At 35.4% G+C, this 15,385-nt stretch carries 20 protein-coding genes; 14 read left to right on the top strand and 6 right to left on the bottom strand.

Features of this window, described 5'->3' with window-relative positions; all coding sequences use genetic code 11:
* Window positions 1–77 precede the first annotated feature (77 nt).
* Complete coding sequence (locus ILA26_RS06685) at window positions 78–365, top strand: UPF0058 family protein (RefSeq protein WP_292895612.1); 288 nt, start codon at window positions 78–80, stop codon at window positions 363–365.
* A gap of 80 nt (window positions 366–445) precedes the next feature.
* Here ILA26_RS06685 and ILA26_RS06680 read toward each other — a convergent pair whose 3' ends face one another.
* Window positions 446–706 carry a helix-turn-helix domain-containing protein gene (locus ILA26_RS06680; protein ID WP_292895610.1) on the bottom strand — a complete coding sequence of 87 codons (261 nt, stop codon included), beginning with the start codon at window positions 704–706 and terminating at the stop codon, window positions 446–448.
* 126 nt (window positions 707–832) lie between these two features.
* Here ILA26_RS06680 and ILA26_RS06675 point away from each other — a divergent pair, with 126 nt between their 5' ends.
* The gene (locus ILA26_RS06675; RefSeq protein ID WP_292895608.1) at window positions 833–1,093 is read left to right on the top strand and encodes a hypothetical protein; all 261 of its coding nucleotides are present in this window, start codon (window positions 833–835) and stop codon (window positions 1,091–1,093) included.
* On the opposite strand, the gene ILA26_RS06670 is transcribed toward ILA26_RS06675, so the two are convergent.
* Window positions 1,090–1,626: a thiamine pyrophosphate-dependent enzyme gene (locus ILA26_RS06670; protein WP_292895606.1), complete on the bottom strand. Its 537-nt coding sequence runs from the start codon at window positions 1,624–1,626 to the stop codon at window positions 1,090–1,092. The genes ILA26_RS06675 and ILA26_RS06670 overlap by 4 nt on opposite strands.
* A gap of 4 nt (window positions 1,627–1,630) precedes the next feature.
* Entirely contained in the window at window positions 1,631–2,128 is a 498-nt protein-coding gene (comD, locus tag ILA26_RS06665) for a sulfopyruvate decarboxylase subunit alpha (RefSeq protein ID WP_366514889.1), read from the bottom strand.
* A 191-nt stretch (window positions 2,129–2,319) separates the two neighbouring features.
* Here comD and cofH point away from each other — a divergent pair, with 191 nt between their 5' ends.
* On the top strand, window positions 2,320–3,459 hold the full coding sequence (gene cofH, locus ILA26_RS06660) for a 5-amino-6-(D-ribitylamino)uracil--L-tyrosine 4-hydroxyphenyl transferase CofH (protein WP_292895602.1): 1,140 nt from the start codon (window positions 2,320–2,322) through the stop codon (window positions 3,457–3,459).
* Window positions 3,460–3,475: 16 nt separating this feature from the next.
* Window positions 3,476–4,048 carry a thymidylate kinase gene (locus ILA26_RS06655; RefSeq protein WP_292895600.1) on the top strand — a complete coding sequence of 191 codons (573 nt, stop codon included), beginning with the start codon at window positions 3,476–3,478 and terminating at the stop codon, window positions 4,046–4,048.
* A gap of 2 nt (window positions 4,049–4,050) precedes the next feature.
* On the opposite strand, the gene ILA26_RS06650 is transcribed toward ILA26_RS06655, so the two are convergent.
* The gene (locus tag ILA26_RS06650) at window positions 4,051–4,308 is read right to left on the bottom strand and encodes a hypothetical protein (protein ID WP_292895598.1); all 258 of its coding nucleotides are present in this window, start codon (window positions 4,306–4,308) and stop codon (window positions 4,051–4,053) included.
* Between the two features lies 1 nt (window position 4,309).
* Window positions 4,310–5,287 (bottom strand): DNA primase catalytic subunit PriS, encoded by a 978-nt coding sequence (gene priS, locus ILA26_RS06645; RefSeq protein WP_292895597.1) that lies wholly within the window; start codon window positions 5,285–5,287, stop codon window positions 4,310–4,312.
* A gap of 102 nt (window positions 5,288–5,389) precedes the next feature.
* Between priS and ILA26_RS06640 the strand changes: the two genes are divergently transcribed.
* From ILA26_RS06640 to ILA26_RS06630, 3 genes are read left to right on the top strand one after another with little or no spacing between them, the layout of a single operon-like run.
* A complete protein-coding gene (locus ILA26_RS06640; RefSeq protein ID WP_292895596.1) occupies window positions 5,390–5,518 on the top strand; it encodes a hypothetical protein in 129 nt (42 codons plus the stop codon).
* 47 nt (window positions 5,519–5,565) lie between these two features.
* Window positions 5,566–5,883 (top strand): hypothetical protein, encoded by a 318-nt coding sequence (locus ILA26_RS06635; protein ID WP_292895595.1) that lies wholly within the window; start codon window positions 5,566–5,568, stop codon window positions 5,881–5,883.
* A gap of 42 nt (window positions 5,884–5,925) precedes the next feature.
* Window positions 5,926–6,441: a hypothetical protein gene (locus ILA26_RS06630; protein WP_292895594.1), complete on the top strand. Its 516-nt coding sequence runs from the start codon at window positions 5,926–5,928 to the stop codon at window positions 6,439–6,441.
* Here the strand turns inward: ILA26_RS06630 and priL are convergent.
* The gene (gene priL / locus ILA26_RS06625) at window positions 6,431–7,762 is read right to left on the bottom strand and encodes a DNA primase large subunit PriL (protein WP_292895592.1); all 1,332 of its coding nucleotides are present in this window, start codon (window positions 7,760–7,762) and stop codon (window positions 6,431–6,433) included. The genes ILA26_RS06630 and priL overlap by 11 nt on opposite strands.
* Before the next feature lie 181 nt (window positions 7,763–7,943).
* Between priL and metG the strand changes: the two genes are divergently transcribed.
* The 7 genes from metG (at window position 7,944) to ILA26_RS06590 (ending at window position 15,385) form a co-directional block, all read left to right on the top strand.
* Window positions 7,944–9,935 (top strand): methionine--tRNA ligase, encoded by a 1,992-nt coding sequence (gene metG / locus ILA26_RS06620; RefSeq protein ID WP_292895591.1) that lies wholly within the window; start codon window positions 7,944–7,946, stop codon window positions 9,933–9,935.
* 10 nt (window positions 9,936–9,945) lie between these two features.
* On the top strand, window positions 9,946–11,523 hold the full coding sequence (locus ILA26_RS06615) for a DUF530 domain-containing protein (RefSeq protein WP_292895590.1): 1,578 nt from the start codon (window positions 9,946–9,948) through the stop codon (window positions 11,521–11,523).
* A 4-nt stretch (window positions 11,524–11,527) separates the two neighbouring features.
* Window positions 11,528–11,989: a hypothetical protein gene (locus tag ILA26_RS06610; RefSeq protein ID WP_292895588.1), complete on the top strand. Its 462-nt coding sequence runs from the start codon at window positions 11,528–11,530 to the stop codon at window positions 11,987–11,989.
* 106 nt (window positions 11,990–12,095) lie between these two features.
* Complete coding sequence (locus ILA26_RS06605) at window positions 12,096–12,968, top strand: type II CAAX endopeptidase family protein (RefSeq protein WP_292895586.1); 873 nt, start codon at window positions 12,096–12,098, stop codon at window positions 12,966–12,968.
* Window positions 12,969–13,076: 108 nt separating this feature from the next.
* Window positions 13,077–14,090: a glycosyltransferase 4 family protein gene (locus ILA26_RS06600; RefSeq protein WP_292895584.1), complete on the top strand. Its 1,014-nt coding sequence runs from the start codon at window positions 13,077–13,079 to the stop codon at window positions 14,088–14,090.
* Between the two features lie 8 nt (window positions 14,091–14,098).
* On the top strand, window positions 14,099–14,764 hold the full coding sequence (locus ILA26_RS06595; protein ID WP_292895582.1) for a 2,5-diamino-6-(ribosylamino)-4(3H)-pyrimidinone 5'-phosphate reductase: 666 nt from the start codon (window positions 14,099–14,101) through the stop codon (window positions 14,762–14,764).
* Between the two features lie 123 nt (window positions 14,765–14,887).
* Window positions 14,888–15,385: a hypothetical protein gene (locus ILA26_RS06590; protein ID WP_292895580.1), complete on the top strand. Its 498-nt coding sequence runs from the start codon at window positions 14,888–14,890 to the stop codon at window positions 15,383–15,385.

The raw sequence follows: 15,385 nt of genomic DNA, 5'->3' as shown, positions 1-15,385 counted from the left end.
AGTTGTTAATATTAATGTATAGAATTAAGGAGTTAATTTTTAACTAACTGAAATTAGTTAATATGGGTTAGATATCTATGTATAAAGACGAAATGATACAATTACATCAATTTTTAGTATATGTGTTAAAATATTTAGCAGAAGATGATCAAATAACAAATGATTGCAGCGAATATATCTCCCTGAAAATTAGTCCCCATCATATTCATAAGACTAAAGCTGAGCATAAACATGCCATTTTTGTTTTATGTAAAATCATTGCTCAATTAATCGCTGATAAAGATGATAATTCTATTCCTGAGAATGTTCGCAATTCACTCTCTGATTTAGTTACTAGATCTGAAAATGAGATGAGTTCATCATAACTCTTTATCATGCTCTACTTTTTTTTTAGTTTTTTTTAAAATACATTAGTGAATTTTATTTTTAAAATTAGTGTTTTTTTTTATAATTTTTCCATTATTTCCAGCCCTAATTGTGTGCATTTGTATAGTCTTCCTTTTCTTGCATCTTCATTGACGCAAACCACCAATTTTTTTTCTTTTAGGTCATGAAGTGCTGCTGACACTTGGCTGGTCCTCACATCTAGTTCCTTAGCTATTTCTGAAGGTATCTTAAGTTCATTACCTATTGTTTTTAAGGTGTTTGTTCTGTAAGGAGAGATTTTAATATATCCTAAAATTCCATAGAATTCTCTTTCGTCCATGGTATTATTTGTTTATGTTAAAAGATTAAATCTTTATATATGAATTGTATTTGTTTATATCTGTTTTTTAATAACTTATTACCCTTTAATAAACATTTATTAGTTGCCAAAAATATATTTATTATCATGTCTTATGCGGAATTCACATTTAATGATTTGATTGAGGATATACTCTATGTTGATGGCAGGCTATCCAAGGCCAAATTGTTGGGTGTTGCAATTTTCACTTTATTCTTTTTAGGCAATATGATTTTCACATTCCCTCCAATGTTGAGAATAAGCTTTCTGTTGTTTTTATCTGCTGTTGTGGTGGTGTTTTTAATTGGATTGTTCTATTATGCTGTGTGCAGGGGAATAGGATTTGTAGTGAGAAGATTCATTAATTAAATTGATTTAATGAATCTTTCCTTGATGGTGATAGGGTCCAGGTCTATTTGCGCCACATCTGAATTGCCCGCATCGGTATTGTAAACTATAAAGCTTGCATCATCACTGTTGATAATTTCTTTTAAGTCAATTTCATCATAGTAATGGATGTTTTTAAAGCCTATGCTTTTTGCGATATTGACAAAATCGACTGATTTTGAATAGGTGTTTTGCTTATCATCAGAACCGTATGCGCCGTTATTGATTAGAATCCAAGTCAGGTTTGAAGGGTTGTTTGCAAAGATTGTTACAAGTGAGCTCATATTCATCAAAAGGGATCCGTCCCCGTCTATTACAACAACCTTTTCATGTGGCTTGGCTATTGCAAGACCGAGTCCTATTGATGAGGCAAGTCCCATTGACCCGAGCATGTAGAAGTTTTTAGACCGGTCATTGATTTCATACAGTTCCCTTGAGGTGTAGCCGATATTGCAAACCACGAGTTCATCTTCGATATTGTCCATTATTTCCTTAATCGCTTCGTATCTTGCCATGGTATCACCAATAATGTTCATCCAGGATTATGCTTACGGGTTTTCCCTCTTCTTCACATAAGTCCCTTGATAATCTGATGTCTGTATATGCTGCCTCTCCATTTCCAGGCTTGAAAAACTTAAATCCCATTGCTTCCAATATTCTTGGTGTTGACTCTTCCATTAGGGATTCATCATGAATTGTATGCTCTTCGCTGTCTCTGTGGCTTATTACAATTATCAGAGGAATCTCATAAAGTTCCATAAGGGACTTCAATGCGTTAATGGAGTTTCCAAATCCTGAATTTCCCATTAGGATTGCCGGTTTCTTGCCGCCTAGATATGCTCCTGCACATATGCCAATTCCTTCCTCTTCATGGGTAACTGGCACATGGATGATTTCATCGTCCTCATCAATCATTTCAATCAATTTTGAGAAGTTGTCACAAGGAGCGCTGACTATAAAGTCTATTTCAGTATCCTTAAAACCATAATAAATAGCTTCACTACTGTCCATATCTATCACGTTGCATTAATTGTTTAATTAAAATATATAAAGAATACTATAAAAATATATTTAAATTATTTTTATCCACTCAATTTTAAAGATTTTGAATATTATTGATATATTTCTATTTATCTTATTGTACATTTTCATACATTGGGATTACTTAATAGTAACCTTTTTATTTGATTTAATAATAATATATAATCATGTTTGATAAACTACCAATTTCCTCTGAAACAGAAAGGATTTTGACCAAGGCATTGGATGAGCCAATCTCTGTTGAGGAAGGAAATCACTTAATGAATATAAAAGGGTCTGATTTATATCCTTTACTAGCAACTGCAGACTATTTAAGACAAGAAATCGTCGGAAATGACGTTACATTCATTAACAACTGTAATATTAACTTTACTAATATATGTACAGTTAGATGTGGTTTTTGTGCATTTGGAAAAGACGCCGATGACCCTGAAGCATATATTCTAAATGATGAGCAAATTTTAGCTAAAGCGCAAGGGGCCGTTGAAAAGGGAGCTCATGAATTTTGTGTAATGGGTGGAGTACTTCCAGATGCAGACATTGAATATTATGAACATTTGATGACTTTATTGAAGGATGAATATCCTGATGTCATGATTCACGGTTTTTCACCGACAATGATTAACGATGCATGTAGGGTATCTGGAATTGACATTGCAGAAGGTTGTGAAAGACTTAAAGATGCAGGTCTTGACACATTACCTGGAACTGCTGCCGAAATCTTAACAGACCGTTCCAGAGACTTGATTTGTCCTGAAAAGGTAAGTGTTTCAGAATGGATTGATATCGTTAAGACAGCTCACGAAGTCGGAATCCCTGGTTCCGCAACTATAATGTACGGACATGTTGAAACTTTAGAGGAAAGAGTTGAACACATCGACATTATACGCAAGCTTCAGGAAGATACTCATGGATTCACAGAATTCATTCCAATGACATTCATGCATGAGTTTTCACCGATATTTTTAGAAGGACAATCCAATTTGGGAGCTACTGGAACTGAGGACTTGAAATTATATGCTGTTTCAAGATTAATGCTTAGGGACTTGATTCCTAATATCCAAGTTTCCTGGGTAAAGATGGGATTCAGATTCGCACAAGTTTCACTTACAGCTGGTGCAAACGATTTGGGTGGAACCTTAGGTGGAGATGAATTGTCTGCTGCTTCAGGTGCACCTGATGGAGTTGATGCATCTATTGGAACCTTAGGCAATATCGTAAGAAACCTAGGTAGGAATCCAATAGAGAGAAATTCCAAATACACTGAATTCTACCCAATTGAATCAGCAAGCATGCCTTCAAAGTAAGATTAAGTGATATTTTATGAAGAAATTTATTGTCATAGATGGATTGGATGGGTCAGGAAAGGACACACAGGTAAATCTTCTTGCAGAAATGTATAGGCGGCAAGGAAGAGATGTTGTTGTGAGGTCCCATCCCTGCAATGACAATAAATTCGGTAGAAAATCAAAACAGGCTCTTTTAAAAGAGGGTAAACTAAATCATATAAGGGCAACTCTTAATTTTGGGCTGGATGCAATTAGGTCAGTTCATATGTATTATTACAATAAGGATGTTGATGTTTTAATCTTTTCAAGATATATTCTGGCGGTGATGTATCTTCCAAATGTTGTCAATACAATTGTATACAAGATTGTGGCATTTGTTCTTCCAACATCCGATTGTATGTTCTTTTTGGACATTACTCCTGAGGAATCATTGAGAAGAATAGGCTCCCGTAATGAAGAAACAGAAATGTTTGAAAATATTGACTCTTTAAGGGAGAACCGTTTAAGATCACAAAAATTTACCTATAACTGGAATGTGGTTCCTGCTGATGGTTCTCCTGATGAAATCTCTCAAAAAATAAAGGTTAAGTGTTTGGAAACAGACTAAACTCATAATACTTCTTTTATGCCGTCTGATGTTATAATCATCAATGAGTTAAGGTTTTCCAATACTAATGAAACGATAGGATGGGTTTGAATATCCTTATGCATGAAAATAATCTCTTTTTCTACAATATCAATCCAATTAACGTGATATACCACAACGCCATTTACAATTAGTCCCAAATATTCTGGAACAAATCTATTTTCATTAACTTCTTCAAAATAAGGGTTTTTTCTCAGTATCTCTTTTAAAACATTTTCCATATTAAACACCTTTTCTTTCATAAACGAATTTTGGAACGGCCTTATCAAAAGGATCGAAGGTTTCACGATTTTTAACTTCCATACATTTCATGCTTACCTTTGAGTGAAGTGATGAAGGTAATCTTAAAATCCTTTTAAGGTCAATAGAAACTTTAGCGTCAATTGTTGCAAGATTGACTCTTGCCATTGCCTCAACAAGATTCTTGTAACGTCTAGGACCAATGTCACGTTTGAAGTAACCCCAATTGTCTTGCTCTAAGTGGTGTCTTGAAGCCATGATGTCCTTCATTAATTTTGGATTGATTCCATCAATCTTTTCATTGCCCACCAAGTGCATGATGTTGAATTTGACCTTGTCTGTAAATATCTTTTGATAACCAATTGGAATTGTGAAATGCTCAAAGTTGAAGCTCTGGTTGGAAACCTCTGAGTTCATGAACTGGGACTTTGGAACTTCTGCACCTGCAGCATACTTCAATACTTCTGACCTTAGCTCGCTTCCGGCTAGCATCATGTCCTCATCAAGGATTCTAATGTGATATCCTCTTCCTGAATAGATTAAATGAATGTTTTTTAATCCTAAATCGCCTTGCAATGTATCAATTAAACTGTTAACTATTTCTAAAGCTTCACCTAGACAAGTTTCACACACTCCATTGCATTGGCAAGACCTGATTGGAATGTCCTTTGCATCAACATCGAAAATGTATTCTGCCTTTTGCCAGTCTTCCCTTCTTTTTGGATTGTTGTAAAAGGCCACTGAGATGTATGCCGCAAAAGGAGCCTTGTATCTTAAGAATTTACGTAAAGATTCAGGTCCTCTGAATACCTTATACCTGTCATTAGGGCCACGTCCGTTATGGTCAAAACCGAATTCTCTCTTTTTGATATCGGTTGCGATAAAGTCTGGCAGGTCTTTTGGGTCCCATTCTTCACGATAGTATTGTCTACGCTCTTTAATGGTAGCTTTAGAAAACATGATTATAAGTTACTTTTTTAAAGTATTTATTATTTAGGTAAGTGCGATTATGTGCAAAAGTGTTTTAAGTCATTTAGTTTAATTAAATATTAGGTGTGTATTATGTTTTTAACAATTTGTTTATTGTTGATATTTCTATTTGGAATTGTCCTGATGCTTTACTCTGGAGTCGCATTGATTCAGAATAAGAATTATTCGGATCAGCTCCAAAAGATATTCAGGATGCAATAGTTGAGCATGATGAACGTTTTAAAGGGGCTCATCTGATTGGCTGGATCTTGCTTATATTGGCTGCTGCTCTAATTACATTTTCAATAGTGTATGGAGCATGGGATGGAATCCGGAACAATTTTACATTATGGGAGTTTTTCATAAGGTTTTTAGTCATGTTTGAATCATACAAGCTATTTGACATGATTTTCATTGACTGGTTCCTGCTTACGAAATCCAATTTCTACCAGCATTACTACCCTGAAACCAAGGGTTGTGAAAGTTATGACAACTATGGATTTAACTTAAAGTCACAGTTGCTTAAATTGATTATAATTTTCCCAGTGACAGCATTTGCATTGGCATTTGTTGTTTCATTAATCTAACTATCAATACTTTTAATTAACATTAGTTTGAGATATATCAGCATGGAAGAAATAGTTGAGGTCATTGGTGTTGAACATTTAAAGACAGTTTTATCAAATCTAACACCTGAAGAAATTGTAAAGCCTGCATTTGACAATTGGATGGTGGGTATGAAAACAGGCCATACCATTTTAAACTTGGAAAACGGCAAAGTATATGGTTTAGGCATTGAATTGAACCAATTGCCATTGGCAGATAACATTTATATTGAATTATTCTCTATCAAGTCACATGAGGACCCAATCACTGAAGAGGAATTCTTCTCTAAAAATGAATATGAGGAATTTCTGGAATTCAGCAGTGACGACCCATGCGAGTATATTCCTGATATCATAACTGAATTTTGCGAGTTAAAAGGCATTGATGAATATAATCGTAAGATTGGTCTTTTAGCATATAAATTTGAGAAAAACGAGCAAGCTAATTACAATATGTGGGAATCTAAAATCTTAAACAGGTATTATGATGCGATTTATGAAAATCACAATCCCTTCCAGTTTTCCCAATCTAGTCTTTAGGAGCTTGCTTGTCCAGTTGGAACTTTTTACGTCCGTAACATGATAACGGATTGTTGATTCCTTTGCATGACTTGTCAGGATGGCACAGGTTAGGCAAATGGATTTTTATTTTTTCACAGCTCATTGGAGTGTACCATTTGGTTTCCCCTTCGTGGTTGATGTCGACCCTTTCATGCATTCCGAATCCTAGTTTTGATATGATGTTTATTTTCTCTTGAGGTTGGTCGTCAAACAACGGTGGTGTACAGTTGTCCGCTGCATCAAAAATCAACGGCAATATCTCATTTTCCGTAATTGTCAAGTCAGGGTCCATATCGGATACCTTAACTGTTTCATCGGATGCGAAAATTCTAGGATACAATCTTGCATATGATGCGAATGATGTTAAAAGGAGCACGATTGCATCGTTACGTCCACCTGATGAGACTCCTTCAACAGTTGCCTTGATGCATGGTGGGAACGCTTCAGGATTTAACTTTCCAGCTTCGACAGTGCCGTAAATTCCTCCACTTCCTGCATAGTATTGGTTGTATTTGCTGATTTCTTCAGGAATGAACTCTTTTAAATCCTCACCAATTTTAATGATTGCAGGGTGAATCTCAATTCTTGCTGACATTTCCTTGATTCTTTGAATATACTCTTCGGTTTTCTGCATTATCAATCTTGATAGGATCTGTTCCTTGACGCTGTCCCCGATTAGTATGTTGTACATTCTGTCAGGGCTTCTGTCTGTGAACTTGTCTCCAAAACGATATAGGAAGTCATCTTGTTGCAGGACTACATCGCCGTCATCTATCAATAAATCGGTTAACTTTAATTTCTTGCTGGCAACAACATCCTTAAGTGATTTCCAGTTTATGGAACCGTCCACTTTTACCTCATCAAGCACTTCGTCGATTATTTCAGCTCTTGACATAGGAGGTATTTTAGCCAGTCTTTCTAAAATGAGTGATCCTTGTGATTCAATGAACAATCTTGTTTCACGAGAACCTGTGTTGAATTGAATTGCAATTGCTTGACATAGAATGTGGAATGTCACTACATCCTTCTGGAATATCTCCTCGTTTGTCAGGAATTCAAATTCTGATTGGGTGAAGTTACTGTTGTTTTTTTTCTCAATTGCCCATTGTATACGTTTCATCGCAAGGTCAGCATATGATTTTGGGATTATGGAGTCATCTGATATTTTCTGGTTAAATGTATGGGTACATATTTCTATCAGTGATTCGTCAACATCAAAAATTTGATTTAAATCGCCATATCCGCGTATTATGCTTCTTCCTTCATCGGATAATGGGTTGATAAATGATACTTCAGCCATGTTTTTAACTTTTTATTTTATATTTTAAATAACTAATGTATTTGTTAAAACAATATTAATGGTTGCTTAAAATTTTTTTTTGGTAAAGAAATATTTTATATAACACTGTTAAAAATAAGCATTTATTATATATAAGTAACATAATTATACTATGTTTAAAATAATTGAGGAGATAAGATAAATGTCAAAAATTTTCATTTCATGTGCACTTCCTTATGCAAATGGACCATGTCATTTGGGCCATATTCGTTCCACATACTTGCCCGCTGATATTTATGCAAGATATAACAGAATGATTGGTAATGACGTTTTAATGGTTTGCGCTACTGATGAGCATGGTACTCCAATTGCAGTTAAGGCAGATAAAGAAAATAAAAAGCCGATTGAAATTTCAAAAAGATATCACGACATGATTGTTCGTGATGTTGAATCAATGAACATTTCACTAGATAATTTTACAAGAACCACTGATGAAGCTCACTATGAACTCGCTTCAAACTTCTTTAAGACATTGTACGACAACGGATTCATTTACAGGGAAGACATCCAACAGTTATACTGTCCAAACTGTAACAAGTTCCTTCCGGACAGATACGTTGAAGGATTATGTCCGGTTTGCGGTGCAGAAGCAAGAGGGGACCACTGTGAAAAATGTGGAAAGGCTCTGGATCCGACAGAACTTGATGAGCCACACTGCATTACATGTGGAACAACACCTGTAATCAAGGACACATTCCAGTATGCATTCAAGCTGTCAGAATTTGAAGACGCTCTTAAGGAATACATCAACAATAACGACAACTTGCCTGCAAACGTTAAGAACTATGCATCTAACTGGCTGAAAGAAGGATTGAACGACTGGATTTTAACCCGTGATATGGATTGGGGTATTCCAGTGCCGTTGGATGAGGCAAAAGGCAAAGTATTATACGTTTGGATTGAAGCATTCTTGGGATACATCTCATCTGCTTCCCAATGGTCCAAGAAATCCGGCAAGAAATGGGAAGAGTACTGGAATGACTATGTTGTCCATTTCATTGGAAAGGACATTATCTACCACCATTCAATATTCTGGCCTGGACTCTTAAAGGCTTACGGCTGCAAATTGCCTGACATGATTTATGCCGGTGAATTTTTATCTCTTGAAGGGGAAAAGATGTCCACCAGTAAAAACTGGGTTATTTGGATTGAAGACTTTGTAAAAGACTACGAACCAGATCTCTTGAGATATTACTTAACAATAAATGCTCCTTTAAACAAGGATTCTGACTTCTCCTGGGATGACTTCCAAAGAAGGAACAATGATGAATTGGCTGATGTAATCGGAAACTTCCTCCACAGGACTTTCGTATTCACCAAGAAATACTTTGACAGCAAAATACCTGAATACGCAAATCCGTCTGCAGAGGATGAGGAATTCCTAAAAGCTATTGAGGAATTGCCTGACAAAGCAGGTGCATACATTGCAGATTATGAATTCAGGGAAGCATTGCTTGAAATATTCAAGGTAGCCAAAAAAGGTAACAAATATTTCAATGACCAAGAGCCATGGAAAGCCGTAAAAGAAGACATGACAAAAGCGGCAAACTGTTTATACTTATCTAATCAATTAGCAAAAACTTTGGCTTACACATTAAAACCGTTCTTGCCTACAAAAGCGGATAAAATCGCTGAAATCATGAACCTTGGTGATTTGGATGATTGGCAAGCGGCTAAGGTTACATTGCCAACAGGCCATGAAATAAATAAGGCTAAACCATTATTCAAGAAAATTGAAGATGATGAAATCGATGCCCAAAAGGCAAAACTTAAAGAAAATTTAAAAACTGAAGAGGAAAAGGATAATATGAGTGACTTAATAACAATAGATCAATTTGATGAAGTAGTAATTAAAATCGGACAAGTTAAAGAAGCTGAAAAAATTGAAAAATCTGACAAATTATTAAAATTACAAGTGGACATCGGAGAAGAAAAACCTAGGCAAATTGTTGCAGGACTTGCAAAATTCTACTCTCCGGAAGAGTTAGTCGACAGAAAAGTATGTGTTGTTGCAAACTTACAGCCTGCAAAACTCTTCGGAACATTATCCGAAGGTATGATTTTAGCAACCGGTGAATCCGGTGCATTACTCACTCCTGATGTAAAAGCAGAAGTTGGCGAAAGAATTCAATAAATAGATTAAAATGCAAGAGTCTGTCCTAGTAAACAAAGCCGAGAGCTACCTAAAAGAAATTTCAAAGGATCCAATTGTCCTAGATGATATTGAGGATTTTGAAAATTTCAAAAGTCTTTACTTTAAGCTAGATGACAGACTAAACAAATTGCAAGGCTTTAAAGATGACATGGATGCGCAAGGATACACCACTCCTTTCACATCCCTTAACAAATATGGAACAAAGGCCGTCGCTGAAGTTGCCATCGACGAGATGGGTGAAAGCAGCCGCCATAATCAGATTTTCAGGATGAAAGCTAATGCCAAGAAAAACATTCTGGACAGGGTCAAATCCTCAATTGACTCTCATAGGATAGCTCTTGGTAATCTTGAGCAGTTCGGTTATGTCAAATGCAATTCATGCTACAAGAAATATTCAATGAGTGAATATAAGCAAAATGAAGGCAAATGCAGCTGCGGATGTGAGGCTTTCACATTCAAGGTCAATAAGGAGGCCACCCACAGAATCGAGATAATTCCACACCTTCCGTTATCCGGAAACTACATGGTTTTAAGAAGTGAACTTTCACCATATGGACGTGAATCCCTCAAACAGGTTTTAAGCATACTAAAACAGGAACGTAAAGGTGTAGTGAAAACAATATCTCTTGTTATAAGGTTCAGAGACAAGAATAAGCGCCTAATAAGAAAAAACATTACTTTAGACTCTGAATTCGTTAACAATTATGAGGAGGAAGTCAGAAGGCAATACGGTCGAAACGTCAGAATAGAGGCTTTAAGATTCCATAGGACAAAACCTGCAGTCATTGATGACAAGCATGCAAGAACAGCCTTGGCATTGGGTTATGTCAAGTATGCTGAAGAAATCATTGACGAGATTAAGGATGAGATTCTCAAAAGAAAGCTTAGCGACTTTAAAAGAATCAACAAATACGATGAAATCATTGAGGAGTACAAGAATATCACTCCCGATTTTATAGACCAATATGATTTGGATGCCATTGAAGCCTGGAGAAAAGCACAAATTGAAGATAACTTCAAAAAATTGGGCTATATGGATAAATTCGGAAATGTAACTCGATCCCTTAGAAGGGACTTGAAGGTAAGGGAAAACATCTATAAGAACACCCTGAAAAATGTGGCCACAGCATTGATAACATGGGATATATTCAAGTATTACATGACAAACTCAAACAACTCCCGTAAGATTGATATAGGTCCGTTTCCATACATTCGTGTTGAACTGGATAGGGAACAGAGAAAAGTGTTCCAGATAACATATAATAATGTCATTCAAACATTGACAGATTACACAGATATCAAGATGATTCCGGTTAATGAGATGGATTTGTTGTTGTATGAGAAATTCAAGTTCGAAAAGGAAATCAGAAACTCCAACATCAAGTTCAACCATGTTGCATTGGGGGCTGCGTTAATCTCTCAAAATTCAGATATAGAATTGTCTGAAATAAGCAATGCATTCAACATCAATGAGTCAAGAGTCAAAAAAGAGATTAAAAATATTGACAGCATCAAAAATCCGAAAAGCGACAAGTCCAAGAAATTCCTGGACCTAATCAAAAAGTGATTATATGGATGAAGTGACAACAATTCATATAACAAAGGCATTGTCCTCCGCAATGATTGTGGAGCTTATAGACAAATATCCTAACTTGGAGGAAATCACCTGTTCCCCAAGCGTTTACAACAGGACCTCAAAAACCTATATAGATGCACTGGCTCAGTTGGATATTGAGGTTAAAAGAAAATATGAATGGGGTGCAAAGTCCAAAAGCAATGGGCTTGAAAATTATGTTCTGAAATTATCTGATGAAGGTTTGAGCGCCAAGGAAATTTCATTGAAACTTGACATTTCACTTAACAGGGTTTATTACCTGCTTAGAAAGGCTAAAGCTAATTTTAACAATAGAAAAAGAAAACATGATCATGATGAGGTTATTCAACTTAGAGATGAAGGTTTGAAGCCAAAAGAGATTTCTGAAGAATTGGATATCCCAATTAGAAGTGTCTATTATATCTTGAATAAAAAGTAACTTATTTTTTTAATTAATTTTATATAGTTCTATTTAAATACTAATTAGTAATAGTTTATATTCTAAATTTTTTAAGAGGAACTATTAATTGCTTTACGGTGATATCATGTCGGTTAATGATAAGATTACTGAGTTTATTACGTTTCCAAGAACTTTTGAGAAATATGCATGGTACAAGCCTATAATTGTTTTGATTTTAACCGCTGTAATAATGTTAATATTACAAATGGTGATAATGGGGGCTTGTTATTTAATAGGTGGTGTGGCTTTTGTACAGTCAGTACTTGGTGGAAAAGGAGTTAGTGTATTAAACTCCCCTCTAGGCATATTTTTTGGTGATTTGCTTATAATAATGTTCATTCCAGCGTTATATATTGCATCAAGAATTGTTGATGATAGGCCATTTTCTTCCTATTGCTCCTCACGTGGAGGATGGAATTTCAAGCTCTATTTTAAGGCATTGATAATTCCAGTGATATTGTATATAGTCTATTCCTTTATAGAACATGCAATTTTTGAATCAAATGGAGTATACCAGGTTTCAATACTATTCGTGGTTGTGCTTCTGATTTCTGTACCTCTCCAGTCTATTGCAGAAGAATTCATGTTCAGAGGAATACTTTTGCAGACATTGGGATCATGGTTTAAGATTCCTGTTTTGGCGATTGTTATTCAAGCATTAATATTTGCGGCGGCCCACGGATACAACAGTTTCGGATTCATTGAAATGGTGGTTGCTGGTCTAATTTTTGGATTTTTCGCATGGAAAACAAATGGTATAGAGGTAAGTTCAGCCCTTCACACTGCTAATAATTTTGCTGTTGGATTATTCGTCATGTTGGGACTCCATAGCTCTACCTCATCCCCTGAGTTATTCAGAGTTTTAGGTGTAATTGTCTTTGAAATAGTGCTATGTCTAATAATGTATTATGTAGGTAAGAAGACTGAATGGTTCGGCGAAATACCTGAAAATGCATGATTATTCAATTATGAATAATCTTTTATTTCTTTTTTTTCTTTAAATTTCCATAAATTATAATACTTAATTAAATCATATTTAAATTAAGAATAGTTTATTGGGATTATTATGATGATTTTACCACAACTTCCGTTATATGTTATAGCTATAATATGCGGATTGCTGTCCTTTCTGGCCACAAGGATAGTGATGCCGAAGATAATCAAAAAGATGAAAGAAGCCGACATTGTTGGAAAGGACATCCATAAGTCATGGAAACCTGTCGTTGCCGAAATGGGTGGATTCGGTATACTTTTCGGATTCACTTTGGGAATGTTTTCTGGAGTGTATATGCATGAAATATTGGCATTTCCATTGGTAATAGTTCTTGTCGTGATTCTCCTTGTGGGAATGATTGGAATTCTGGATGACTTGCTTGTATTGTCCTCAAGAGACAAGTTTTTATTATTGTTTATTGCAGGTCTTCCATTGATTTGGGCTGCACCGGATAACGTTGGAATCCTGTACCTGATTACAATACCTATAGCATTGTCAATTGGATCAAACTTGACAAACATGCTTGCAGGTTTGAACGGTATCGAATCAGGTTTAGGGGTCATTTCAATGACTTCCCTTACAATAGCATGTATCATTTTAGGAAAATATGATGTAACTATCGTCTCAATGAGTATGCTCGGGGCATTGATTGCATTTCTGTATTACAACAGATACCCTGCAAAGATTTTCCCAGGTGATACCGGTACTTTGATTATTGGGGCAACTATTGTATGTATTGCGTTCATAGGACGTGTGAAACTGATTGCATTGATTGTATTGATGCCGAACATCATTGATGCAGCTTTGAAATTCTACTCCGCAGGAGTGATGAATCGTTCTCAGCAAAAACCTACACAAATCAATGATGAGGGAAAACTTGTGCGTCCGGACCAAGGATTCAAGTCATTAATCAGACTTGTTTTGAGAAGGCCAATTGCCGAAAAGGATGCGGTTAAGATTATCTGGGGAATAGGTATAATATTTGGAGTCTTAGGTATTCTTGTTGCATTGACAATGCCTGGAATGCTTGAAAATCAGACACTTGCAAACTTCCTCCACATTAAGGAAATGTTCTATCATATATAGGTGAGAAAATGAGGCCATATGTAATATTGAATGCAGCTATGACATTGGACGGTAAAATCGCAACACAAACAGGAAGTTCAAACATCTCTGGAAAGGAGGATTTGGAAAGGGTTCATGAGCTCAGGAAGGAATGCGATGCAATAATGGTGGGTATTGGAACTGTAATGGCTGATGACCCAAGACTGACTGTTCACAAGATTGATGCAAGCCCTGAAGACAATCCTGTACGTGTGGTTGTTGACAGCAAATTAAGGACTCCTGTTGATGCAAGAATCACAAATGATGATGCACACACCATAATTGCTGGAGCCAATGCGTTCAAGGAGGAGTTCATGGCTTCAGATAAGTATGAATCATTTAAGAAACGTGGTGTCAAGATTTTCTTTTCCGGCGATAAAAGGGTGGATTTAAGTTTGTTGATGAGCTATCTTCACGAGGAAGGAATAGAAAAGCTCATGCTTGAAGGTGGTGCCACCTTGAACTTTTCAATGATTAAGGCAGGTTTAATTGATGAGATAAGGATTTGCGTTGCGCCGATGGTTGTCGGAGGGGCCAATGCAAAGACTTTCTTTGACGGTGAAGGCTTTGACCTTATGGATGATGCTGTTAAACTGGAGTTAACAGATTCCTATTCTCTTGGAAAGGACTTGATTTTGACTTATAAAGTGTTATAAGTCTTATTTTTTTATTTTAATAAAATATTGTCTGAAATTGTAAAATTGCTTTGATTTATAAGCAAATATTTTTAAATGATGAGTAATATATCATACTATTAATCAGTTGCCATTGTGATTATTATGTATGTAAATGTTGAAAATAATAATTTGAATGCATTAAAATGTATTTATGAAAAAATTCACGAATTCTTTGACGGTATCCATGCCGATAAAAATGATTCAATAGAAGAATTGATTGAATTGTACTCTAATGATGATAATTTCTTAAATGAAAAGAAAATCATTTCTGAATCATTAAACGAAATTGTTTCAATTCTAAAACCTTTGGACGGATTACAATATGAACTATATCATTTCATGTCCATTCGCAGAATCATATGTTATATTTTAAACGATATTAATTTATTTTTAAATAATTTGTCATTTGTTTATGAGTTATTGGTTAATTTCTTCAATTTAATCCATATGAAACTCCTGAATAAAAAAGGATATTCAGATAATTATGATAAGTTCTGTAAATATTTGGATAGTCAGGAGGACTTTTTTTATACAGAAATTTTCGAATATGATGATAAATATGAGGATTTAATCGTTGAAGTCACAAATATATTGTGGTGA

The organism is Methanobrevibacter sp. (assembly GCF_017940815.1).
Taxonomy (GTDB): domain Archaea; phylum Methanobacteriota; class Methanobacteria; order Methanobacteriales; family Methanobacteriaceae; genus Methanocatella.
Note: the sequence above shows the minus strand (reverse complement) of the source record. Positions and strands in the feature narration are given on the sequence as shown.